Annotated in this window: 19 protein-coding genes; 8 read left to right on the plus strand and 11 right to left on the minus strand. The window is 66.0% G+C overall.

Features of this window, described 5'->3' with window-relative positions; all coding sequences use genetic code 11:
- The first annotated feature begins 41 nt into the window (after positions 1-41).
- The 4 genes from ABNP31_RS10400 to ABNP31_RS10415 all read left to right on the plus strand — a co-directional run bounded on the left by ABNP31_RS10400 (position 42) and on the right by ABNP31_RS10415 (position 7083).
- Positions 42-1424: an aspartate aminotransferase family protein gene (locus ABNP31_RS10400; RefSeq protein ID WP_025338659.1), complete on the plus strand. Its 1383-nt coding sequence runs from the start codon at positions 42-44 to the stop codon at positions 1422-1424.
- A gap of 189 nt (positions 1425-1613) precedes the next feature.
- The gene (locus ABNP31_RS10405; protein ID WP_350013281.1) at positions 1614-3107 is read left to right on the plus strand and encodes an aldehyde dehydrogenase; all 1494 of its coding nucleotides are present in this window, start codon (positions 1614-1616) and stop codon (positions 3105-3107) included.
- 268 nt (positions 3108-3375) lie between these two features.
- Positions 3376-6261 carry an HD domain-containing phosphohydrolase gene (locus ABNP31_RS10410; protein ID WP_238067716.1) on the plus strand — a complete coding sequence of 962 codons (2886 nt, stop codon included), beginning with the start codon at positions 3376-3378 and terminating at the stop codon, positions 6259-6261.
- A 558-nt stretch (positions 6262-6819) separates the two neighbouring features.
- Positions 6820-7083, plus strand: coding sequence for a DUF3077 domain-containing protein (locus ABNP31_RS10415; protein WP_085663304.1), 264 nt, complete (start codon positions 6820-6822; stop codon positions 7081-7083).
- Positions 7084-7277: 194 nt separating this feature from the next.
- Here ABNP31_RS10415 and ABNP31_RS10420 read toward each other — a convergent pair whose 3' ends face one another.
- Positions 7278-8990, minus strand: a complete 1713-nt coding sequence (locus ABNP31_RS10420) for an FAD-dependent oxidoreductase (protein ID WP_350013282.1) — start codon at positions 8988-8990, stop codon at positions 7278-7280.
- A gap of 194 nt (positions 8991-9184) precedes the next feature.
- On the opposite strand from ABNP31_RS10420, the gene ABNP31_RS10425 reads away from it, so the two are divergent.
- The 3 genes from ABNP31_RS10425 to ABNP31_RS10435 all read left to right on the plus strand — a co-directional run bounded on the left by ABNP31_RS10425 (position 9185) and on the right by ABNP31_RS10435 (position 11987).
- On the plus strand, positions 9185-9961 hold the full coding sequence (locus ABNP31_RS10425) for an IclR family transcriptional regulator (RefSeq protein WP_015269988.1): 777 nt from the start codon (positions 9185-9187) through the stop codon (positions 9959-9961).
- A gap of 140 nt (positions 9962-10101) precedes the next feature.
- Positions 10102-11154: a Gfo/Idh/MocA family protein gene (locus ABNP31_RS10430; RefSeq protein ID WP_015269989.1), complete on the plus strand. Its 1053-nt coding sequence runs from the start codon at positions 10102-10104 to the stop codon at positions 11152-11154.
- Between the two features lie 17 nt (positions 11155-11171).
- A complete protein-coding gene (locus ABNP31_RS10435) occupies positions 11172-11987 on the plus strand; it encodes a sugar phosphate isomerase/epimerase family protein (protein WP_054571863.1) in 816 nt (271 codons plus the stop codon).
- A gap of 204 nt (positions 11988-12191) precedes the next feature.
- On the opposite strand, the gene ABNP31_RS10440 is transcribed toward ABNP31_RS10435, so the two are convergent.
- The 5 genes from ABNP31_RS10440 to ABNP31_RS10460 form a co-directional block, all read right to left on the minus strand.
- Positions 12192-13517 carry an MFS transporter gene (locus ABNP31_RS10440; protein ID WP_015269991.1) on the minus strand — a complete coding sequence of 442 codons (1326 nt, stop codon included), beginning with the start codon at positions 13515-13517 and terminating at the stop codon, positions 12192-12194.
- A 191-nt stretch (positions 13518-13708) separates the two neighbouring features.
- Positions 13709-15388, minus strand: a complete 1680-nt coding sequence (locus ABNP31_RS10445) for an FAD-dependent oxidoreductase (protein ID WP_350013283.1) — start codon at positions 15386-15388, stop codon at positions 13709-13711.
- Between the two features lie 33 nt (positions 15389-15421).
- Complete coding sequence (locus ABNP31_RS10450) at positions 15422-15742, minus strand: NIPSNAP family protein (RefSeq protein ID WP_025339629.1); 321 nt, start codon at positions 15740-15742, stop codon at positions 15422-15424.
- Complete coding sequence (locus ABNP31_RS10455; protein ID WP_102083881.1) at positions 15727-17460, minus strand: FAD-dependent oxidoreductase; 1734 nt, start codon at positions 17458-17460, stop codon at positions 15727-15729. The genes ABNP31_RS10450 and ABNP31_RS10455 overlap by 16 nt, the downstream gene beginning before the upstream one ends.
- A 4-nt stretch (positions 17461-17464) precedes the next feature.
- Positions 17465-18274, minus strand: a complete 810-nt coding sequence (locus ABNP31_RS10460) for a shikimate dehydrogenase family protein (RefSeq protein ID WP_350013284.1) — start codon at positions 18272-18274, stop codon at positions 17465-17467.
- A gap of 154 nt (positions 18275-18428) precedes the next feature.
- Here ABNP31_RS10460 and ABNP31_RS10465 point away from each other — a divergent pair, with 154 nt between their 5' ends.
- Positions 18429-19199, plus strand: coding sequence for an IclR family transcriptional regulator (locus ABNP31_RS10465; RefSeq protein WP_025339626.1), 771 nt, complete (start codon positions 18429-18431; stop codon positions 19197-19199).
- Between the two features lie 229 nt (positions 19200-19428).
- Here ABNP31_RS10465 and ABNP31_RS10470 read toward each other — a convergent pair whose 3' ends face one another.
- Genes ABNP31_RS10470 through ABNP31_RS10490 form a run of 5 tightly spaced genes read right to left on the minus strand, consistent with a single transcriptional unit; the run spans position 19429 to position 24053 of the window.
- Positions 19429-20472 (minus strand): ABC transporter substrate-binding protein, encoded by a 1044-nt coding sequence (locus ABNP31_RS10470; RefSeq protein WP_013972112.1) that lies wholly within the window; start codon positions 20470-20472, stop codon positions 19429-19431.
- Positions 20469-21602: an NAD(P)/FAD-dependent oxidoreductase gene (locus ABNP31_RS10475; RefSeq protein WP_075045584.1), complete on the minus strand. Its 1134-nt coding sequence runs from the start codon at positions 21600-21602 to the stop codon at positions 20469-20471. Before ABNP31_RS10475 ends, ABNP31_RS10470 begins: the two co-directional genes overlap by 4 nt.
- On the minus strand, positions 21599-22957 hold the full coding sequence (locus ABNP31_RS10480) for an NAD(P)/FAD-dependent oxidoreductase (protein WP_085663315.1): 1359 nt from the start codon (positions 22955-22957) through the stop codon (positions 21599-21601). The genes ABNP31_RS10475 and ABNP31_RS10480 overlap by 4 nt, the downstream gene beginning before the upstream one ends.
- Positions 22954-23244, minus strand: coding sequence for a (2Fe-2S)-binding protein (locus ABNP31_RS10485; protein ID WP_025339623.1), 291 nt, complete (start codon positions 23242-23244; stop codon positions 22954-22956). The genes ABNP31_RS10480 and ABNP31_RS10485 overlap by 4 nt, the downstream gene beginning before the upstream one ends.
- Before the next feature lie 14 nt (positions 23245-23258).
- Complete coding sequence (locus ABNP31_RS10490) at positions 23259-24053, minus strand: ABC transporter permease (protein ID WP_025339622.1); 795 nt, start codon at positions 24051-24053, stop codon at positions 23259-23261.
- Between the last annotated feature and the right edge of the window lie 2 nt (positions 24054-24055).

Below are 24055 nucleotides of genomic sequence, written 5' to 3' on the forward strand. Positions count from 1 at the left end.
CGCAAGCCACCCTGCAACCCCACCGCAAAGGAAAACCAACAATGAATGCGCCTTTCGCCCCGCAACGCCAGACCCGTGACTACCAGGCAGCCGATGCCGCGCACCACATCCATGCCTTCCTCGACCAGAAGGCGCTGAACGCCGAAGGGCCGCGAGTGATCGTCGGTGGCGAACGCCTGCACCTGTGGGACAGCGAGGGCAAGCGCTACCTGGACGGCATGTCCGGCCTGTGGTGCACCCAGCTCGGCTACGGCCGCCGCGACCTGACTGCCGCCGCAGCCACGCAGATGGACCAGCTGGCCTACTACAACATGTTCTTCCACACCACCCACCCGGCGGTGATCGAACTGTCCGAGCTGCTGTTCAGCCTGTTGCCGGGGCACTACAGCCACGCGATCTACACCAACTCCGGCTCCGAGGCCAACGAGGTGCTGATCCGTACCGTGCGCCGCTACTGGCAGGTGGTCGGGCAGCCGAACAAGAAGATCATGATCGGCCGCTGGAACGGTTACCACGGCTCGACCCTGGCCGCCACGGCGCTGGGTGGCATGAAGTTCATGCACGAAATGGGCGGGTTGATTCCGGATGTGGCGCACATCGACGAACCGTACTGGTACGCCGAGGGCGGCGAGCTGACCCCGGCCGAGTTCGGCCGCCGCTGCGCCCTGCAGCTGGAGGAGAAGATCCTCGAACTGGGTGCCGAGAACGTCGCCGGCTTTATCGCCGAGCCGTTCCAGGGCGCGGGCGGCATGATCTTCCCGCCGGAAAGCTACTGGCCCGAGATCCAGCGCATCTGCCGCCAGTACGACGTGCTGCTGTGCGCCGATGAAGTGATCGGCGGCTTTGGCCGCACTGGCGAATGGTTCGCCCACGAGTACTTCGGCTTCGAGCCCGACACCCTGTCGATCGCCAAGGGCCTGACCAGCGGCTACGTGCCCATGGGCGGCCTGGTGCTGAGCAAGCGCATTGCCGAGGCGCTGGTGGAGCGGGGCGGGGTGTTCGCCCACGGCCTGACCTATTCCGGCCACCCGGTGGCGGCGGCGGTGGCCATCGCCAACTTGAAGGCGCTGCGTGACGAAGGCATCGTGCGCCAGGTGAAGGACGACACCGGGCCGTACCTGCAACGCATCCTGCGCGAGGTGTTTGCCGACCACCCGTTGATCGGCCAGGTGCAGGGCGCCGGGTTGGTGGCGGCGCTGCAGTTCGCCGAGCACAAGCCGACGCGCAAGCGCTTCGCCAACGAGAATGACCTGGCCTGGCAGTGCCGCACCTTCGGTTTCGAGGAAGGGGTGATCATTCGCTCCACCCTGGGCCGGATGATCATGGCGCCGGCGCTGATCGCCAACCACAGCGAGCTGGATGAGCTGGTGGAGAAGACCCGCATTGCCGTGGACCGCACGGCGCGCCTGGTCGGCAAGCTCTAAAAACCTGCGAGCGCTCCGCAGCCCCTGTGGGAGCGGGTTCACCCGCGAAGAATGCGACGCGGTGCATGGCACCGGCTTCGCCGGTGTTCGCGGCGGTTCGACGCCTCGATGAACCCGCTCCCCCGGTGCTGTATCGACACTGCACCTCACGAGCAACAGAGACCGCCACGACGGTCGCCTGGAGTACAAATGTACACCCTCGAATTCTGGCAACAACGTGCCTCGGACCTCTACCTCCCGGCCAATGCACTGATCGACGGCAAGCCCGTCAGCGCACAGGACGGCGCCACCTTCGCTGCCGTCAACCCCGCTACCAACAAGGTGCTGGCCCAGGTCACCGCCTGCGGCCAGGCCGAGGTCGACCTGGCCGTCGCCAGCGCCCGCAGGGCTTTCGAACAAGGCCCATGGCCGCGCATGGCCCCGGGCGAGCGCAAGAAAGTGCTGCTGCGCCTGGCCGAGCTGATCATGGCCCATCGCGAAGAACTGGCCCTGCTCGACTCGCTGAACATGGGCAAGCCAGTCATGGACGCCTACAACATTGACGTGCCGGGCTCGGCGCAGGTGTTCGCCTGGTACGGCGAGGCACTGGACAAGCTGTACGACCAGGTGGCACCCACCGCGCCCAACGCGCTGGCCACCATCACCCGCGAAGCCCTCGGCGTGGTCGCCGCCGTGGTGCCGTGGAACTTCCCGCTCGACATGGCCGCCTGGAAGCTCGCCCCGGCGCTGGCTGCCGGTAACAGCGTGGTGCTCAAGCCCGCCGAGCAATCACCATTCTCGGCCCTGCGCCTGGCCCAGCTGGCGCTGCAGGCCGGTGTGCCGGAAGGCGTGCTGAACGTGGTGCCGGGCCTGGGCGAGCAGGCCGGGCGGGCGCTGGGCCTGCACCCGGACGTGGATTGCCTGGTGTTCACCGGCTCCACCCAGGTGGGCAAGTACTTCATGCAGTACTCGGCACAGTCCAACCTCAAGCAGGTATGGCTGGAGTGCGGCGGCAAGAGCCCCAACCTGGTGTTCGAAAACTGCCAGGACCTGGACCTGGCTGCGGAAAAGGCGGCATTCGGTATCTTCTTCAACCAGGGTGAGGTGTGCTCGGCCAACTCGCGGCTGTACGTGCAGCGCTCCATCCATGACGAGTTCATCGAGCGCCTGCAGGCCAAGGCCCGTAAGTGGCTGCCAGGCAACCCGCTGGACCCGGCGAGCCGTGCCGGTGCCATTGTGGATGCCGGGCAGACCGGCCGGATCGAAACCGCCATCGCCCGTGCCGGGCAGGACGGGGCGCGGTTGGTGTGTGGTGGCCGGCGCCTGACTATCGACGGCTCGGACAATTACATCGAGCCGACCATTTTTGCCGGTGTCGATGGCCGTATGAGCCTGGCGCGGGAAGAGGTATTCGGGCCGGTGCTGGCGGTCAGTGCCTTCGACAGTGAAGAGCAGGCCGTGCGCCTGGCCAACGACAGCATCTATGGGCTGGCGGCGTCGGTGTGGAGCGATGACTTCAACCAGGTGCACCGCGTGGCGCGGGCTTTGAAGGCCGGCACCGTGTCGGTGAACACGGTCGATGCGCTGGACGTGACGGTGCCGTTCGGCGGCGGCAGGCAGTCCGGGTTTGGCCGCGACCTGTCGCTGCACTCGTTCGACAAGTATTCGCAGCTCAAGACCACCTGGTACCAGTTGCGCGCCTGATCCCTGAAGGCATACCCAGGACCTGTAGGAGCGGCCTTGTGTCGCGACAGGGCTGCAAAGCAGCCCCAGGGTTTCAGCACGGATGCACAAATTGCCGGGGCTGCTTTGCAGCCCTGTCGCGACACAAGGCCGCTCCTACAAGGGCCAGTGCTGGCTAGAGGAGCCATGCAAGACTAAATTTCTTCTCTAGCCCGGCAAAAAGCCCGTCCGCCCTCTACACTGCTGCGGGTATCAGCCAAGGCAATGTGCCATACATGGAGTACCTGGGATGGGCTGCGTGTCGAATGGTCGTGCTGCTGGCAACGCCGGACGTGGCATTTCACTGCAGTGGCTGGTGGCACTCGCCATCGTGCTGGGCATGTTGCTGCTCGGCGCCGCCCTGGCCTGGCAGGGCTATCACGGCATTCGCCAGACCTTGGTGGCCGCAGCGGGTGATTCTGCCCAGCAAATTGGCAAGACCATCGACGAGCGCGCCCGGCGCCTGATCGACCCGGTGCACAGCAGTATCCGCCTGCTCGCCCACAACCCGGCCGCGCAAACCCCGGCGCAGCGCCTGGAACGCTTGCCGCAACTGGTCGAGACGCTGGACGCCAACCGCATGCTCAGTGCTGCCTACATGGGTTACCCCAGTGGTGAGTTCCTGCTGGTGCGCCGCTTGCGCGACCCGCAGTTGCTGCAGCGTTTCGCCGCGCCGCCGGGCACTGTGTTCCTGGTGCAGAGTGTCAGCCGTGAGGGCGGGGCGGTGCAGGGTGAATGGCGCTTCTACGACCACGCGCTGAACCTGCTGCAGGCCCAGGCCAAGCCCGAATACCGCTACGACCCGCGCACGCGCCCGTGGTTTGTCGAAGCCAGCGCCCAACCCACCACCGTGCTGACCCACCCCTATGTGTTCTACACCACCCGCGAGATCGGCCTGACCATGGCCCAGCGCAGCGTCGACGGCGGGGCGGTTATCGGCATGGACGTTTCGGTCGATGACCTGGCCAGCGAGACCCAAGGCCTGCGCATGACCCCCGGCACCGAGATCGTCGTGGTCGACGACCAGGGCAGCGTGGTGGCCTACCCGGACTTGCAGCGGGTAATCGTGCACGAAGGGCAGGCCGTGCGCCTGTCGCGCATCGGCGAACTGGGCATCCCCAGCCTGGAGCACCTTTACGCCGACCTGCCGCAAGGCACCCGCCCGCAGCCTTATCAGGTGGACGGCCAGACCTGGTATGGCATGCGTGTGCCACTGACCAACCTGGCCGGGCAGGACCTGCAGGTGCTGATTGCCGTGCCAGGCCATGAGTTGCTGGCCGGTGCACGCAAGGTACTGCTCGAACAGTTGCTCTGGACCGCCGCCCTGATAACCGTGCTGCTGGTGCTCGGTGGTGTGCTCGGCCGGCGCATCGGCCGCCCGTTGCGGTTGCTGGCCGAACAGCTGCAAGGCGTGGCGGGTTTTGATTTCAGCCGCGAAGTCGGGGTGCGCTCGCGGGTGTCCGAGGTGCGTGAACTGAGCCGCGTGCTCAGCCGCATGTCCGGCACCATCCGCAGCTTCCAGGCGATTACCCTCACGCTCAGCCGCGAGCGCGACCTGGAGCGCATGCTCGACGGTGTGTTGACCCATCTGGTGGAAGCCGCCGGGGTCAATGCCGGCGTGGTGTACCTGTTCGATGCCGAACATGCCTTGCTGCGCCTGGCCGCGGCCTGCCGTGGCGAGCAGTACCCTGGCGAGCTGGCCGTGGATGAGACTGCCCAGCAGCACCTGGCCACGGCGGTGACCCAGGCCCTCGGCCTGCATGAGGGCAGCATGGCCTTGGTGTTGAATGACCGTAGCCAGGCGTTGCTGGGCATCCTGGTCCTGCAACTGGGCGATGGGTCTGTACACGAGCAGACAGGCCAGCCGTTCCGCAGCTTTGTTGCCGAACTGTCCGGGGTGGTGGCGGTGGCCATCGAGACGCGTCAGCTGGTCGAAGCCCAGCAACGCCTGCTGGATGCCATGATCAAGCTGCTGGCCGATGCCATCGATGCCAAGAGCCCCTATACCGGCGGCCATTGCGAGCGGGTGCCACAACTGGCGCAGATGCTGCTGGACCAGGCGGTGGCGGCCGAAACCGGCCCGTACGCCAGCTTCAGCATGACCGCGGCTGAACGCTACGAATTCCACGTGGCGGCCTGGCTGCACGACTGCGGCAAGGTCACCAGCCCCGAGTATGTGGTGGACAAGGCGACCAAGCTGGAAACCTTGTACAACCGTATCCACGAGGTACGCATGCGTTTCGAGGTGCTCTGGCGGGATGCCGAGCTGGCCTATTGGCAAGGCCTGGCCAGCGGTGGCGACCAGCAGGCGCTGCAAGCCACCCTGGCGCGCAGCCAGGCGCAGCTGCAGGACGACTTCGCCTTCGTCGCCCAGGCCAACATCGGCGGCGAGTTCATGCAGGACGCCGACATCGAGCGCCTGCAGCAGATTGGCCAGCGCCGCTGGCAGCGCCATTTCGACAACCGCCTGGGCATCTCCCGTGATGAGGTGGAGCGCTTTGCCGATGTGCCTGCGCCTGCGCTACCGGTTGACGAACCACTGCTGGCCGACCGCCCTGAGCATTGCGTGCCCTGGGGCCCGCGCAAGCCCCCGGTGGCCAAGGGCGACCCGCGCAACCGCTGGGGCTTCGACATGCGCTTGCCGGCCTACGCCAGCAATCATGGCGAGTTGTACAACCTGGCGATCCGCCGCGGCACGCTGAATGATGAGGAACGCTTCAAGATCAACGAACACATCGTGCAGACCATCATCATGCTCAGTTCCTTGCCGTTCCCCCGCCAGCTCAAGCGGGTACCGGACATCGCCGGCAACCACCACGAGAAAATGGACGGCAGCGGCTACCCGCGCCGGCTGGGCGAGCAGGACCTGGGCATTGCCGAGCGGGTGATGGCGATTGCCGACATCTTCGAGGCGCTGACCGCGGCCGACCGGCCCTACAAGGCGCCGAAGACCGTGTCCGAGTCGGTGAAGATCCTGGTGGGCATGGCCCGTGGCGGGCACATCGACGGCCAGCTGCTGGAGCTGTTCCTCAGCAGCGGGGTGTACCGCCAGTATGCCGAGCGGTTCCTGCGTGCCGAGCAGATCGACGATGTGGATGTGGCGTACTGGCTGGGGCAGATGCGTTGCCCGGCTTGAACGAAAAATCAGATTTAGGCCCTTCCTTGTAGGCCATTTCCCAAAGATACTCACGCCGCCTGTTTCCCGTTGCGGCCGCTTTGGCAGCGCTCTAGTCTCAGCGGGTCGCTGCACATCAGCGATCGGCTTTGACAGGCCGCTTCGGGTTGATCGCATGGCTGAGGTTTCAATGGCAGCTGTGCGTAGGGCACGTTCGCGTGCGCCGGTAACTGATCAACTCCGCCGGTCTGTCAACCTACGTACAGTTGCCGCCCTCCCGTTTGACAGCAGGTGTGTGGTAGCTCCATCAAGGAGTTGATTCATGCTGAAAGTTGTCCCCGATCCACCCCACATCCCCCCATTCCTTGGAAGACACCTTGATCCAGATGCAGATGCCCGATGGGCGCAGCACTTTGCATTAAGGCTTTATTGATTTGTCGCCAAGGCTGGCCTCTTCGCGGGTGAACCCGCTCCCACAGGATCACCACAGACTTCAAGACTTGCACAGTACCTGTGGGAGCGGGTTTACCCGCGAAAGGGCCGGCTCAGGCACTCGAGATATTTCAGGGGGATTGAATAATGACCACAGAAGACACCCAATTCACCGTCGGCAAGACCACCTTCTACCAAGGTGAAAACGGCACCCATCCACTGTTCCGCATCGAGCCCGGCATCCCCTGCCGCGATGCCCGCGAGCAGTCCTCGGAGTTGATGGGCTATGTCCGCGAACTGACCATTACCGGCCTGATGGATGAGAAACCGATGATGATCTGGGCCGCCCATTACCTGAGCGCGATGGCCAAGGCGCTGATGGATGATGCCGAGCTGGGCATGACGCACTGAGGTATCGCAGGCAGGCGCGGTTTCCTGTAGGAGCGGCCTTGTGTCGCTAAAGGGCCGCAAAGCGGCCCCGGCGTTTTTGCGGTGATGCACAGATCGTTGGGGGCGCTTCGCACCCCTTTCGCGACACAAGGCCGCTCCTACAGGAATCGCGCCGTCCATGAGGAACAGGGCACGGCCATCAGTGATCGCTCACCTCATTCATACTCCTGCGCCCCGGCAATATGCCGCCCGGCCACATAGCCAAAGGTCAGCGCCGGGCCCAGGTTGATGCCACCCGACGGATACCAGCCGCCAAACACGCTGGCCATGTCGGTACCCGCCGCATACAGGCCAGCAATCGGCTGCCCAGCTGCATCCAGCACCCGGGCATTCCCGTCGGTGCGCAACCCGGCGAAGGTGCCAAAGCAGCCGGGCTGCACCTTCACCGCATAGAACGGCCCATGCTCGATGGGCGCCACGCAAGGGTTTGGCCCCTTGTGCTGCGGGTCACCCTGCTTGCGGTTGAACGGTGTGGAACCACGGCCGAACGCCGGGTCCTGGCCGTTGCGGGCATGGTTGTTGAAGTCGCTGACCGTGGCGCGCAACCCTACCGGGTCGATGCCGCAGGCCTCGGCCAGCTGCTCGAGGGTGGCACCCTGCTTGAGATAGCCGCTGCGCACGTGCGGCCACACCGGCAGCGGCGCCGGGCGGGCGTGGCCCAGGCCGTAGCGGCGCAGGAAGCGGTGGTCGCAGACCAGCCACGAACACACCTCTTCGCCCTGCGGCACCGCCGCGACCATCGCTGACACATAGTCGTAATAGCCATGCGCTTCGTTGACGAAACGCTTGCCGTCGGCCAACACGCCGATGATGCCCGGTTTGCCGCGTTCGATGATGTGCGGGAAGTGGCCGACACTGCCGTCGCGGTGCGGCACTCGCGAAACCGGCGCCCAGGCCACCGGCGACTTCAGGTCGGTGGCGACCACACCGCCGGCCGATTCGCCCAGGCGCAGGCCGTCGCCCGAACAACCCTTGGGGGGCAGGGCCAGGTTGTCGTGGCCGCTGGCATCGCGCGGGAACAGTTGCCGACGGCGGGCATTGTCGTTGGGGAAACCACCCGCCGCGAGTACCACGGCCTTGGCACGGATCAGTTGCTCGCCCTGCGGTGTAGCCACCAGCGCCCCCCGCACCTGGCCATCCTCGACCAGCAGGCGTTTGGCCGGTGCCGACTCCTGCAGGCGCACGCCCAGGTCCTGCGCCGACCTGGCCAGGCGGGCCACCAGCGCTACGCCGTTGACCAGGTGCATCGCCCGGCCATACCGGGCCAGGTGGTACAGGTGGCGGCCAAAGCGTTTGCACACGTGCAGCAAGGCCTTGGGCGAGCGGGTCATGTTGAGGAACGCGGCAAGGTCGACACCCGCCATTATCGGCATGCCCATGAACGAAGTTTCGCGCATGGTCTTGCGCAGGCGTGGCAGCAGCGCACCGACCTCGCGGGCGTCATAGGGCGCGGCAATCACCTGGTGCCCGCCCTGGGCCGCGCCCGGTGTGTCGTCATGCATGTCGGGGATGCCGTTGCCGTCGGCAAACTGCAGCGCCGTGTGCTTTTCGAAAAACGCCACCATGTGCGGACAGGCTTCGAGAAAGGCGTCGACGCGTTCGGCGTTGTAATACGCCCCCAGTTCATTGCGCAGGTAGGTACGCGGCTGCTCGATGTCTTCCTCGATACCGGCCCGGCGTGCCAGCGGGTTGCGCGGCACCCAGGCCCAGCCGCCGGACCAGGCGGTGGCGCCGCCGAACACTGGCTCCTTTTCCACCACGATCACCTTCTGCCCGTGCCAGGCAGCCGTCACGGCCGCAGCCAGCCCGGCGGCACCAGAACCTATGACCAGTACATCGCATTCGGTTTCGTAGGGAGCGGAAGGCATTGCGGGATTCCTGTATTGTTATTGGAACAAGGTTCCACATTCTTATTGGCAGCGAATCGGCCTGCAAGGGTGTGGCGGCCCTGCCGGGCAAGTAATGGGCGATAACCGGACAGTTCGTGTCGCGCTGGCTGCAGCGGCTATCGGCGGTATGGAATCATCTTCTAGAATTCGCAAAAATTTCAGGGACCTGTGTCATGGCTGGTAGTCAGATCGAACGCGCCTTCAGTCTTGTAGAAAGCCTTACCGGTGAACCGCAAGGGCTGCCGTTGCAAACCCTGGCCGAGCGCCTGGACATCCCCAAGAGCGCCACCCATCGCATGCTCACCGAGCTGGTGCGGCTGGGCTATGTGCGGCAGAACCGGGACAACAGCCGCTACCAGCTGTCGGCCAAGCTGGTGGCGCTGGGCTTCCGTTATCTTGCCAGCAGCGGTGCCGACATCATTCAGCCGATTCTCGACCGCCTGGCCCAGGACAGCGGCGAACTGGTGCGCCTTGGCGTGATCGACGGTGCTCGCCAGACCTGGATCGCCAAGTCCCAGGGCGCCCGCTCCGGGCTGCGCTACGACCCGGACATGGGCCGCGACGCACCGCTGTTCTATACCGCGTCCGGGCATGCCTGGCTGGCCAGCCTGGACGATGAGCAGGCGCTGCAGATGGTATTGCGCCAGGGCATTGCCGACCCGGCGCAGTTCGGCCCGAATGCACCACGCTCCACCGACGAGTTGCTCACCTACCTGCGCCGCGCTCGCGAGCGCGGTTATGCCTGGGTCGAGGAAACCTCGGCCATTGGCACCTCGGCCCTGGCTGCGGTGGTGCGCCGCCCGCAAAGTGACGAGGTGATCGGTGTGCTGAGCATCGCCGGGCCCAGTGCGCGCCTGGCGCAAAGCCGCATGGCAGAACTGGCGCCGCTGTTGCTGGCGGCGGCAGAGGAACTGTCGGCGGCCAGCCGGGCCAGTGAGTTGTTCGCTTGAAGGTGCATTTCCGGTCGATTACCGCACACTCTGTCCTGCGGCTTCTTCTTAAAAGCTGAACCTGGTTCTAAATTGTCGAATGTGGATTGTGGAATCAGATTCCGGAATCCGCATGACAACAATGACAAGAGGACAGGCTGTTGAACGCACCCCTTCGTATTGCCTTGATCGGCGCCGGCAGCATGGGCCGCCAGCATTACCAGCATTTGCTGAATGTGCCGCAGGCCCAGCTGTGCGCTGTGGCCGACCCGGGCCCGCAGGCCGAGGCCTTTGCCGCCGAATGCGGCGTGCCCTGTTTTGCCGACCACCGCCAGATGCTGGAGCACGCGCGCCCCGAGGCAGTGATCGTCGCCAACCCGAACAACCTGCATGTCGCCACCGCCCTGGGCTGCGTCGAGGCCGGTGTACCGGTGCTGGTCGAAAAACCGGTGGGCGTGCACCTGGATGAAGTCCGCGCGCTGGTGGAAGCCTCGCGCCGCCACGATGTGCCGGTGCTGGTCGGCCATCACCGCCGGCATAACCCGCTGATCGCCAAGGCTCACCAGGTGATTGCCGACGGCAAGCTGGGCCGACTGATCAACGTCACCGCGCTGTGGCAGTTGCAAAAGCCCGACAGCTATTTCGACACCCCCTGGCGCCGCGAGCCGGGCGCTGGCTTCCTGCTGACCAACCTGATCCATGACCTCGACCTGCTGCGCCACCTGTGCGGCGAGGTGGTACAGGTGCAGGCATTCACCCGCAACGATGTGCGCGGTTTTGCCAACGAGGACAGCGCCGCGGTGCTACTGCAGTTCGCCAATGGAGCATTGGGCAGCCTGACTGGCTCCGACGCGGTGGCCGCGCCGTGGAGCTGGGAGCTGGACTCCGGCGAAAGCCCGGTCTACCCGCGCCAGGATGGCCAACCGTGCTACCTGCTGGCCGGCACCCAGGGGGCCCTGAGCATTCCGCAACTCAAGCGCTGGCACTACGCCGAGGTCGGGTCGGGCTGGCACACGCCGTTGTTGCAGAGCGAGGAAAGCATCCCCGCCGGCGAGGCATTGACCTTGCAGTTGCAACACTTCGTGCGGGTTGCCCGGGGTGAGCAGGCGCCACTGATCGATGCCGCCGATGGTGGCCGTACCCTGGCGCTGATCGAGGCGATCCGCCAGGCCGCGGAAACTGGCCGGGCCTGTGCGCCCGAGCACATTGCTTGAATTGTCGGGTGACGATAATGACTGAACGAATTTTCTCCCTGGCGGCCCTGACGGTACTCGAGCTGTCCCCGCCGGACATGGTCGAGGCAGCAGCCCGCGCCGGTTACAGCCACGTTGGCCTGCGCCTGGTGCCCGCCACCGAGCAGGAGCAGCATTTCCCGCTGGTGGCCGATGCCGGCCTGCGCCGGCAGACCCAGGCGCGCCTGCGCGATACGGGCATCAAGGTGCTCGACCTGGAGATCCTGAGGCTTAAGCCGGAAACCTGTGTCGCCGATTTCGAGCCGATCCTGGCGGTGGGCGCCGAGCTGGGCGGCACGGAGCTGCTGGTGGCTGGCAACGACCCGGATGAAGCGCGGCTGACCGAGCGCTTTGCTGCGTTGTGTGACCTGGCGGCGGGGTATGGCATTCATCCGCACCTGGAGTTCATGCCCTGGACTGATGTGCGTGACCTGCGCCAGGCCATGCGGGTGGTGGCCAACGCCGACCGCGCCAATGGCTGTGTGCTGGTGGATGCCTTCCACTTCAACCGCTCCGGTTCTTCGCTGGACGATCTGGCGCAACTGGCACCGCAGCGCATGCGCTATGCCCAGCTGTGCGACGTTGCCGGCCCGGTGCCGGCCGAGATGGACGAGATCCTGCGCCAGGCACGCAACGAGCGGCGCTTCCCGGGCGAGGGCGATGCCGATCTGGTCGGCCTGCTGCGCGGTTTGCCGCCAAGTGTGCCGTTGAGCCTGGAGATCCCCACACGGCAGTTGCTGGAACAGGGCATGAGCGGCGAACAGCGTGCGCGCATGGCGCTGGAGAAGGCCATGGCAGTGTTGGCCAGAGTCTGATTGACAGCGCGCGGCGCATGGCACGGGCTACCGCCCGTGTTCGCGGGCACGCCCGCTCCCACAGGTACAGCGACAACCTCGAGAGCAACGCTGTACCTGTGGGAGCTGGCTTGCCGGCGATGAGGCCGGGCAGGCAAATTACTGTTTGCTGACTGGCCAAAAAAAGGGCCCGCAAGGGCCCGTAGAGGAAAATGGTCAGCGCGTTCAGGCGCTCTCGATCTTGCGTGGTGCCATGAAGTACATCCACACCAGCGCCAGGAAGTACATCGCCGGGATCATGGTGAACAAAACGGCATAGTTGTTATTGGTAGCGGTCAGCACGCTACCGACGATCTGCGTCATGAACATCCCGCCAATCGCCGCGCACATGCTGCCGAAACCGAACACCGTACTCACCAGGTGCTTGGGCGTGTAGTCCATCACCAGGCTCCAGATATTCGCCGTCCATGCCTGATGCGCGCCCACCGCCAGCGAGATGGCCGCCACCGCGACCCACAGGCCACTGGCGTTGGCGGCAAAGGTGACGCTGACCATGGTGCAGGCGAAGATCAGCATCGACACCAGCCGCGCGGTGGTCGCGCGCACGCCACGGCCGATCAGCCAGGAAGACAGGATGCCGCCGCCGATGCTGCCGAAGTCCGCCGTCAGCCAGATGATGATCAGCGGGATGCCCATCTGGGTCACGTTGATGCCCAGGCTGTATTGCTGGTTGAGGAACGGTGGCAGCCAGTACAGGTAGAACCAGAACACCGGTGCGGTAATCGCGTAGGCCACCGCGAAGGCCCAGGTGCCACGCAGGCGCAGGATACGGCTGAACGGCACGCGGGTTGGCTCGGGCTCGTCATCCTGCTGGATGTACTCCACCTCGCTCTGGCGCACGCGCGGGTGATCTTCAGGGTTGTAGTACTTCAACACCCACAGCACCACCCACACCAGGCCCAGGCTGCCCATGGCGATGAACGCGGCCTGCCAGCCCCACACGGCCAGAATCATCGGCAGCAGGGCCGGTGTGACCATGGCGCCGACGTTGGTGCCGGCATTGAACAGGCCGGTGGCGATGGCCCGCTCGCCAGCCGGGAACCACAGGCGCACGGTCTTCACGCAGGCCGGGTAGTTGGCGGCCTCGGTCAGGCCGAGGATGAAGCGGCAGACCATGAAGCCAGCGGCCGAGGTGGCCAGGCCGTGAGCGCCGGTGGCCAGGCTCCACAGCAGCACGGCGAAGAAGAACGCGCGCTTCACCCCGACCTTGTCGATCAGCCGGCCCTGCAGCAGGAAGCCGACCGCGTAGCCGACCTGAAACCAGAAGTTGATGTTGGCGTAGTCCATCGCCGTCCAGCTCATTTCCTTGGCCAGGACGGGCTGCATGATGCCGAGCGCGGCACGGTCGATGTAGTTCAGGGTGGTGGCGAAGAACACCAGGGCGAGCATGCCCCAACGGGTCTTGCCGACGCCGAAGGCGCCGCGAAGCTTGTCGCCGATCGAACCCTGGGGCATCCGGGGGGCGGCGGGGGTGATCTTGGAGTGGTTCATAAACTGCTCGATTCTTGAAATTGTATTCAGCTGCGGTGCTGCAAGTACGTGACCGGTTCCCAGGCAGGGGGCACGCAAGGCCGGTGCATGGTGAGCAGTGAAGGCGGCAGCGTCAATTAAAGGGAGGGGCTAGTGTTCGGTTACCGAACGGTTGCGTTGGGCCTGCGTGCGAGGCAAGGGGCAACGTGATTTCAGGTGGTCAAGGTACTCAACGCTCTACCAGCCAGATAACCGAATGTCATCCCCGGCCCCAGTGTGATACCGCCACTCGGGTAGTGCCCGCCCATCACGCTGTGCATGTCGTTGCCCACCGCATACAGCCCGGGGATCGGCCGCGCATTGCGGTCCAGTACCCGGGCCGAGGCATCCGTGCCCAGGCCGGCGAAGGTACCCAGGCTGCCCGGCAACAGTTTCACTGCGTGGAACGGCCCGTGCAGCAGTGGCCGCAGCGACGGATTGGGGGCTTGCGACGGCTCGCCCTGCGCCCGGTTGTAGGCCGATACACCGCGCTGGAATAGCGGGTCTTCACCCCGGGTTGCATGGCGGTTGAAGCCGTCCACCGTGCGCTGCAACTGCTCGACGTCGATCCCGCAGCGCTGCGCCAGTTCCTCCAGCGTGCGACCGCTGTGCAGGTAACCGCAGCGTTGATAGTGACGGGTGGGGAAAGGGAAGGGCTTGGCCCAGCCGATACCATAGCGACGTTGCGCGGCATGGTCGCAGATCAGCCAGGCTTCCGGCGCTTCACCCTGCGGCGTGGCGGCGAACAGTGCGTTCATGAAGTCGTGGTAGCAATCGGCCTCGTTGACGAAGCGCCGGCCATCGCCGCGCACGGCGATGAAGCCGGGCTTGGCGCGATCGATCAAGTGCGGGAAATGGCCGAAACTGCCATCGCTGCGCGGCACCCGCGACACAGGTGCCCAGGCACCTGCATGGGTCGCAGTCGCCTGGACCATGCCACCGGCCTGTTCGCCCAGGCGCAGGCCGTCGCCGCTGTTTTCCCTGGGGGCTGCGGAGTAATGCTGGGTACCGTCCGGCGCATGCGGCATCAGGTGCGCGATGCGCTGGCGATCATGTGCAAAGCCACCGCAGGCCAGCACCACACCGCGGCGGGCGTGGATCATCTGGCCGTCGGCAAACTGTGCGCCGCTGACCCGGCCTTCGCCCAGCAGGCGGCTGGCCGGCTTGTCGGTCAGTAGCGTCACGCCAAGGTCCAGGGCGCTGCGCAGCAGCCGTGCCACCAGGGCGTTGCCATTGACCAGTTGCAGGCTGCGGCGGTGCAGCAGCAGGTCGCGGCCATGGCGCAGCAGGCGTTTGCCCACATGCAGCGCGGCCGTGGGCGAGCGTGTGGCGTTGAAGAAGGCGGCCATGTCGGCGCCGCCGGCAATGCCCATGCCGGCCAGGCTGACGATGTCCAGCGGTGGGCGCAGCTTGTGCAGCCAGGGCCCGAGCAGGCGCCCGTCGTATGGCAGGGCGCACAGCGAACGACCACCGCGCGTGCTGCCATCGCCCTCGCGCATGTCGGGCATGCGGCTGCCGCACTGGAACTGCACGGCGGTGTGTTGCTGGAAGAACGCCACCATCTCCGGGCCATGGTGCAGGAAGGCGCGCTGGCGCGGGTCCAGTTCGCTGACATGGGTTTGCGCGCGCAGGTAGCGCTCCGGGGCATCGTCGGTCTCGACGATGCCTTCGGCAATGGCCAGCGGGTTGCGCGGTATCCACAGCCAGCCCCCCGACCAGGCGCTGGTGCCGCCCAGTTGGCTGGCTTTTTCCGCGACGATCACCTGCAGGCCGTGATGGGCGGCAGTAACGGCGGCAGCCAGGCCAGAGGCACCGGAGCCGATGACGAGTACGTCACATTCGAGGGGTTGCATGGTGGGGTTCCGCTCAGGCGTTGGAGGAAGGTTTTACTGCAGCGGCGAAAAACCGGTGGGCCGCAGCATTCGCGACTGCAAATGCAGTACCGCGCCCAGCTCGCGGTTGCGCCTTGAGAACTCTGCCCAACGGGGGTCCGCTGCCATGGCTGCGCGGCGTGCCATGCGTTCGTCGAGGCTGGCATAGCCCCAGATATGCACCACCTGGTTGACCTCGCCGAACTCGCTGGTGAAAAAGCCGACCAGGTTACCGAGATGCTCGCTTTGCACCTCCAGCGCGTGGCTTTGGTACAGGCTCAGCCAGTCGGCCATTTTCAGTGGGTCGAGGGTGTAGGTTCTCAGTTCGTAGTACATGCTGGGGTCTCCATTTGGGTGGTTGGCGCCTGCAGGCGCGCGGCGATGTGGTTGGCAGCGAGCCAGCCGAAGGTGAGGGCAGGGCCCAGGGTGATACCGGGGCCGGGGTAGGTGCCTTTCATCAGCGAGTTCATGTCGTTGCCGACTGCATACAGCCCGGCAATCGGCTGGCCATCGCGGTTCAGCACGTTGGCCTGGGCGTTGGTCACCAGGCCGCGGGCTGAGCCAAGGTCGCCGGTGTGGATGCGGATGGCGTAGAACGGGCCGCTGGTCAGCGGCGCCAGGCATGGGTTGGGCGTGTGTTGCGGGTCGCCCATGTAGCGGTTGTAGCTGTTGCCGCCTTTGCCGAACGCGCGGTCGATGCCGTTGCGGGCGTCGGCGTTGAACTGCTCCAGGGTCTGCATGAATACCTGTGGGTCGACACCAATGGTCTTGGCCAGTGCCTGCGCTGTTGCGGCGCGGTGCAGGTAGCCGGCATGGATCAACGCCTGGTTGTCCACCGGCTTTGGCCGCGCCAGGCCCAGGCCGTAGCGGTTCATCGCTTCGGCATCGCAGACCAGCCAGCAGCTGGCGATGCCTTTGGCGAACATGGTCTGCACGAAGTGGTGGTAGGAATCGGACTCGTTGACGAAGCGTCGCCCGTCCGGGCCCACCGCGATCACCCCTGGCTTGGCGCGGTCGGTGACCAGGTGCGGGAAGCGCTCACGCTCGCCACTGGCATGGCGCAGTTCCGAAACCGGTGCCCAGAAGAAGTTGGCCACCAGGCCCTCACCCTGGGCAGCGGCCACGGCTTGGCCAAGGCGCAGGGCAGCGCCGTCATTTGTGGGCGGTGACATGGTCAGGTGCGGCGCCTGCCGGGCCGGCCGGTAGCTGTCGGCGAGCGCGCCTGCAGCGAACCCGCCCATGGCGCACACCACACCGCCCCGGGCCAGCACCCGTTCACGGCGCCCTTCGCGTTGCACCACCACGCCGGTGACCACGCCGCGTTCGACGATCAGCTCCAGGGCTTCGCTGCGCAACCACAGCTGCGTGCCATGGGCGAAGGCGCTGCTGGCCAGGCGGGCGATCAAGGCGTTGCCGGTGGTAAGGCGGGTGCCACGCGGATGATGCAGGCGGTCCCGCGCGTAACGCGCCATCAGCTTGAGGCAATGCCACAGCGACCGGGGCGAGCGGCGAATACTGAGAAAGTGCTGGATATCCACGCGGTTGACCATCATGCCGCCGAACAGCAACATGCCGGGCGGCGGCATCTGCAGGTCCTTGAAGTGCGAGCCGAGCTGCCTGCCGTCGTACTCGACCATCTCCAGCGCCCGGCCAAACTGGGTGGCACCGGGGGCGTCCGGGTAGTAGTCCGGCGAATGCGGGCGCAGGGCGTAGCGCAGTTCGGTGTTCTGCTCCAGCCAGCGCAGCGCCTGGTGGCCATGCTCGATGAAGGCGTCGACCAGCGCGGGGGCATAGCCGTCGCCGATGACCTGCCTGAGGTAGGTGCGAATGGCCTCGGGGGAATCCACCGCACCAGCGGCGCGGGCTTGATCAGTACCATAGAGCCACACCGCCCCACCGGAAATTGCCGAGGTACCGCCAAAGTGCTCGGCCTTTTCCACCACCAGCACTTTCAGCCCCCGGCGGGCGGCGGTGGCGGCAGCGGTAAGGCCACCGGCGCCGCTGCCCAGCACGACCAGGTCAAAGTTGTGTTGCGTATGTTCATGTGTCGGCATGGCTTCAGATCTCCAGCGGCGTGACGCCCATGAAGGCGCCCAGGTGGCCGAGTTGGGCGAAGGCCATTTCCGGGCCGGTCTGGACCGCGCAGCCAACCTGGCGTGCCCGGTTCAGCAGCGGGGTGATCTCGGGCGAGGTGACCACATCGGCGACCAGGGTTTCGGGTTGCAAGGTGGCGAGCAGGGCGGCAGGCAGTGGCAGCTCCGCGCTACCGCCCATGCCGACAGGGGAGGCGTTGACCAACAGGTCGAAGCCTTCCAGCCCGTCGACCCGGGTGGCGATTTCGACCGTGGGGAAGGCATTGCCGAGCAGCTCGCACACAGCGCCCATGCGCGCTGTGCTGGGGTCGCTGAGGGTGACGCTGGCGATGCCGGCCTCGCCCAGTGCATAGGCAATGGCACTGCCGACCCCGCCGCAACCGATTACCAACGCACGCTTGCCGGCCGGCTCGAAGCCATGTTTGCGCGCAGCACCGAGGAAGCCGGCACCGTCCACGTTGTCGCCCAGCAGTCGCCCGTCACGCTCTCGGCGAATCACATTGACCGAGCCCAGCGCGGCTGCGCGCTCGCTCAGGCTATCAAGGCGGCTGGCCAGGGCCTGCTTGTACGGCACGGTGACCACGCAACCGCGCAGGTTCTGCCAGCCGCGCAGGGTGCCGGCGAAGGTATCCAGCGCGGCCTCATGCAGATCGATGGGCAGCATGGCGAGGTTGCAGTTGTTGTTGGCGAACCAGGTGTTGAAGTTTTCGGGGGACTTCACCTGGGCAATGGGCGAACCGACGATGGCGACCAGTTCAGTGGAACCACGAATCATGCTGACCTCCTTATTGGCGTTGTTATGCAGGCCAAGGGTGAGGCAAGGGGGCGTGGGCAACAATGCGTTGATCGGGCGTTTAATGCGATAATCGCATCACTGATCCGGTTATCGCGGTAATCGGCTGTATTTGCCCTGCTTGCGAGTCGAATAGATGAACACCCCCGCTATCCACCCCCGTGACCTGATCGCCGGCTTGCAGAAGGGCCTGGCGCTCATGCAGCTGTTCAGCGCCGAGCAGCCGCGCCTTAGCGTGCCGCAGGCGGCCAGGTTGTCTGGCCTTACCCCCAGTGCCGCGCGGCGGTTTCTGTTGACCTTGGTGCACGAAGGGTTTGCCGAAACCGACAGCCGTGAGTACTGGCTTACGCCCAAGGCGCTGCGCCTTGGCCAGGCGTATGTGGACTCGGCACAACTGCCGCGCATGCTGCGGCCGATCGTCGAGCAGGTGGCGCGGCAGACCCAGGAGCATGTGTCGGTAGGTACCCGTGATGGTGACGAGATCATCCACCTGGTACGTAGCCGCTACAGCCATGTGGCCTCGTTGTCGATCCGGCCGGGTTCGCGGGTGCCGATGTATTGCACCGCCGGCGGGCGCGTCTGGCTGGCCTGGCTGGATGAGGGGGAGCGGGATGCCTACTTTGCGCGTAACCCGCTGCGAGGGTTGACGCCTTATACGCAGACGGACCGGTTACAGCTGGAGGCGGAGTTGCTGCGGGTGAAGGAGCAGGGGTTCTGTATCGTGGACCAGGAGTATGAAATCGGCATGCGCGTGCTGGGTGTGCCACTGCTGGACCGGGCTGGCCGGCTGAAAGCGACGTTGACCATCACCACCCATGCTTCGCGGTTGAGTGTGGATGAAATACGCTTGCGGTATCTGCCGACCCTGTACGAGGCCCAGGCGTTGTTGCGGCCGGTGCTGGATTGAGGTGTCAGGGTTTGGAGGTGTGTTGCCTTCTTCGCGGGAAACTCGATCTCATAGAACTGAACATGATTCATTGAGCTAGCCGGGACCCTGTGGGAGCGGCTTCAGCCGCGAACACCGGCGCAGCCGGTGCCATGCACTGCGCTGGATTCTTCGCGGCTAAAGCCGCTCCCACAGGGTACGCGGACCGACAGCGCAGCCCAAAGGGGCGGGAGCGGCCCAGGCCCTCGGCTTATCGCTCGATCTGGCGGTTCCAGCGCGCGTTCCATTCGGGGCGCTGGGTGTTGACCTGGTCCCAGTCGATGGTCACGGCAGTCTGCAGGTAGGTCTGCATGGCTTCGACCTGGCCACGGGTCTTGTCACTGGTAGGTGTGTTGGGGTTGGACGGGATCTGGTCACCCAGCTCCAGGGCCGGCGACTGCGCCTCGGGGCTGAGCAGGAACTCGGCGAGCTTCTGCGCAAGCTCCGGCTGGTCGTTGTTGGCCGTGACGCATTCGGCCTGGTTGAGCACCACGGCACCTTCCTTGGGCGCGGCGTACTCCACCGGGATGCCTTTGAGCTTCAGCGCCGTCACCTGGGTGGGGGTGAGCGGGAACAGCGCGGCTTCGTCGGTTTGCACCATTTCCGAGAGCTTGGCCGAATTGGGGATGTACTCCAGCACGTTCGGGCCCACGTTCTTCTGCCAGGCCGTGAAGCCCGGGTTGACATCGGTATCGCTGCCGCCGTGCAGGCGGTTGTACATCAGGAAACCATGCAGGCCGAAGGTGGACGATGCCATCGACTGGAACACCACCTTGTCCTTGAAGCGCGGGTCGGCCAGGTCGTTCCAGGAGGTGGGCGCTGCCCAGCCATTGGCCTTGAACAGGCGGCTGTTGTAGGCAAGCCCGGTCACGCCCAGGCTGACTGCGGCGGCCTTGTCCTTGATCAGGGCCTTTTCCGGCAACTGGGCCAAGGTCGGGTTGGGTTTGAGTGTGCTGCACAGGCCCATGCCGATGGCGCGGTACATGATGCCGTCATCCAGCACCATCACATGGATCGACGGCTTGTTCGGCGTGGCCTGGACCTTGGCCAGGATGTCGGCCGAGGTGCCGGGGACAATCACCACCTTCACGCCGTTGGCCTGCTCGAACTTTGGCAGGATATTGTCGCTGAACAGCCGTTCCATGGTGCCGCCGTTCATGCCCAGGTAAAGCGTGGGTTGGGCCATGGCGGGCAGGCAGGCGAACAGGCCGGGCACGGTGCAGAACAGGGCGAGCAAACGTTGCTTGTGCGTCATGACAGGTTTTCCTTGTGGTGGTTGGGCTGAAAGCGGTTGATGGAAAAAGCCGCAAGGCTGAGTGCCGGCGCGCCGTGCAGGATGCATTGCGCCAACGCTTCACCGGCAGCCGGGCCTATCTGGAAGCCGGCACCGGCAAAGCCGAAACCATGCAGCAGGCCGGGCTGGTGCAGGCTGGGGCCGAGCACCGGTTCGTCATCGGGCAGGTAGCCTTCGGTGCCGCTCCAGGTGCGAATGGCCTGGGCGCCGGCCAGTGCCGGGTACAGCTCGGTGGCATTGCGCAGGATGTCGAGCACTGCGGCCTGGCCCGGGCGTGCGGTGGTCGGGGTAAGGGCAAAACCGCGCCCGCCGCCCAGCACGCAGTTGCCACGCGCCACCTGGCGGGCGTAGATGCCGCCGCCTTCGACCCCGGTGCTGGCGGTCATGAACAGCGGCAGCGGCTCGGTCACCAGCATGGCGGGGTGGGCCGCGGTCAGCGGCACCGGCTCGCCGAACTGCTCGGCCAGTTGCGCCGACCAGGCGCCGGCGCAATTCAACAGCCAGGGCGCCTTGAAGCCTTGGCCGCTGCTGGTGCTTACGCTGAAACGGTGGCCGTCGTGCCCCACCTCCAGCACTTTGCACTGCTCATGCACCTGGGCGCCGCTGCGTCTGGCCGCCTGGGCGAAGGCCGGTGACACCAGCCGTGGGTTGGCATGGCCGTCCTCGGGGCAGTACGAGGCGCCGACAGCGATATCGCCCACCCAGGGGAAGCGCTGGCGCAGTTCGCGTCGTTCAAGCAGTTGCAGGCGAAGGTCAAAAGCCTGGGTACGCCGGGCATAGGCCTTCAAGGCATCGAAGTCGGTTTCGCTGCGGGCCAGCTTCAGGTGGCCGCTGCGGGCGTATTCGCCATCGATGCCGATCCAATCGCGCAGATTCCCCCAGATGGCATGGGCGCGCATCGACAACGGCAGCTGGGCCAACGAGCGGCCCTGGCGGCGCACACCGCCGTAGTTCACCCCGCTGGAGTGCGAGCCGCAGAAGTCGCGTTCCAGCAATGCCACTTGCCGACCAGCGCGGGCCAGGGTCAAGGCCGCGCTGCTGCCGATGATGCCGCCGCCGACGATGATGGCGTCCACTTCGATCAACTTCATGGTTTTATCTCCAGGCCAAAGGGCAGGGGCTTGACCGGTGCCTGGCCACGCAGGCGCCCTACCTGGTCAATGGCCCGACCACTTTCGCAGGCGATCAACTCGGCGGCAGCGGCACCGCACACTCGGCCCTGGCAGCGGCCCATGCCGACTCGGCACATGGCCTTGACCCGGTTGATTTCCCAGTGCCCGGCACGCACGGTGGCGCGGATTTCCCCGGCGCTGATCTGTTCGCAGCGGCACACGGTGAGATGGTCCGGGGCTTGGCGGGCCCACTGCTCGGGAAATGGAAAGGCCTGCTCCAGCCCTTGGCGGAAGCGCTGCAAGGTGGCCAGGCGCCTTTCCAGTTGCTGCTGGCGCTGCGGGTTGCCGGGCTTGCCGAGGTCGGCCAGCAGTGTCAGGGCGGCCAGTTCACCGCTCATCTCGGCACCGTCGGCACCGAGGATGCCGGCACCGTCGCCTGCCAGGTACACGCCGGGGCTGGTGGCCCGGCCCTGGGCGTCACGTACCGGTAGCCAGGCGCGGTTGAGCGCGCTCCAGGCGAACTGGCAACCCAGCAGGTCGGCCAGTTGGGTTTCACTGCGCAGGGCGTGGGCGAATGCCACGGCGTCGCACGGCAGGTCGTGTTGCTGGCCATTGTGCAGCCAGCGCACACCGCTGGCGCGTTGCTCGCCGTCGATACCCAGCAGGGTCACGCCCTGGTGCACCGGCACACCCTTGCGGGCCAGCCAGGCTCGGTAGTACAGGCCCTTGGCAAAGGTGCCCGGTTGCAGAAGCAGGCGTGGCAGGGCACGCACCTGGGCGCTGAACGGTGAGGTGTCGAGCACCGCGCTGACCGTGGCACCGGCCTTGGCGTACTGGTAGGCCACCAGGTACAGCAGCGGCCCGCTGCCGGCCAGCACCACCCGTTCACCGATCGCGCAGCCCTGGAACTTCAGGGCGATTTGCGCAGCGCCCAAGGTATAGACCCCAGGAAGGGTCCAGCCGGGTATCGGCAACACCCGGTCGGTGGCACCGGTGGCGACGATCACCCGGTCGAACGCCAGGCGGTCGGCCAGTTGGCCCTGTTGCAAGGTGTCCAGCACTTGCTGCTCGGCGTTCCATACCAGGGTGTCCGGGCGGTAGTCGACCTGCCCGCGCAGTTGCTCGAGGGTGGCGTGCACGGCTTGCGCCTTTCCTGCCTCGAAGCCGTACAACGCTTTGGCCGAGCGGCGAAAGTTGGCCGGCTGCTGGCGGTAGATCTGCCCGCCGCCGCGGCTGGCTTCGTCCAGCAGCACCGGGCGCAGGCCGTGGGCTACCAGGGTTTGCGCGGCGCGGATGCCGGCCGGGCCGGCACCGATGATCACGATCGCACTCATGGCTGACGCCCCGGGTCGCGGGTCACGCACTGGCCCGGTTCCAGAAAGGTCGAGCAGGCGCGTACCCGGCGGCCATCCTGCAGGCGTACCCAGCAGTCCTGGCAGGCGCCCATCAGGCAGAAGCCGGCGCGTGGTTCGGCGCTGAAGTCGCTGCCGCGCAGGTGCCCGGCATTGGTCAGGATGGCAGTCAGCAGGGTATCGCCGCTCATGCCTCTGGCCGGTTGGCCGTCGAGCAGGAAGGGCACAGGCTCGCGGTCGTGTTCGGCCACGCGCTTGAACAGAGGCATGGGGGCATTCCTTGTCATTGCTTGCCCACCAGCACGCGGTCCAGGCCATATACGCGGTCCAGGGCGACCATGGTCAGGGCGGTGACGGCGATCACCAGCGCCGAGACGGCGGCCATCATCGGGTCGATGGATTCGGTGGCGTATACGTACATGCGCACTGGCAGGGTCTGGGTGGCAGGCGAGGTGACGAAGATCGACAGGGTCACTTCGTCGAAGCTGTTGATGAACGCCAGCAGCCAGCCGCCGGCCACACCGGGCAGGATCATCGGCAGGGTGACCTTGCAGAACAGCGTGACCCGGCCAGCACCCAGGCTTTGCGCGGCCTGCTCGGCGCTGCGATCGATACCGATGGCTGCAGCCAGTACCAGGCGCAGCACGTAAGGGGTGATCACCACGACATGGGCGAACACCAGCCAGGCGAAGCTGCCATTGACCCCCAGCAAGGCGAACAGCCGCAGCAAGGCCACACCCAGCACCAGGTGCGGGATGATGATCGGCGACAGCAGCAGGCCGTTGAGAAAGCCTTGGCCGGGGAAGCTGTAGCGGGTGATCGCCAGGCCCGCCGGCACGGCGATCAAAGTGGCCAGCGAGGCAGCCAGGGCCGCGAGTTTCAGGCTGTTGTAGAACGCATCGAGGAAATCGGCACGCTCGAACACGGCGCTGAACCAGCGCAGCGAGAAGCCGGCGGTGGGCAGGCTCAGGGTGTTTTCCGGGGTGAATGCCACCAGGCACACCACCACCAGCGGGGCGAGCATGAACAGCATCACCAGGGCGTGAAAGGAAAGGGCCAGCGGGCCGTTACGGGTCATCG

Source organism: Pseudomonas asiatica (assembly GCF_040214835.1).
GTDB lineage: Bacteria > Pseudomonadota > Gammaproteobacteria > Pseudomonadales > Pseudomonadaceae > Aquipseudomonas > Aquipseudomonas putida_Z.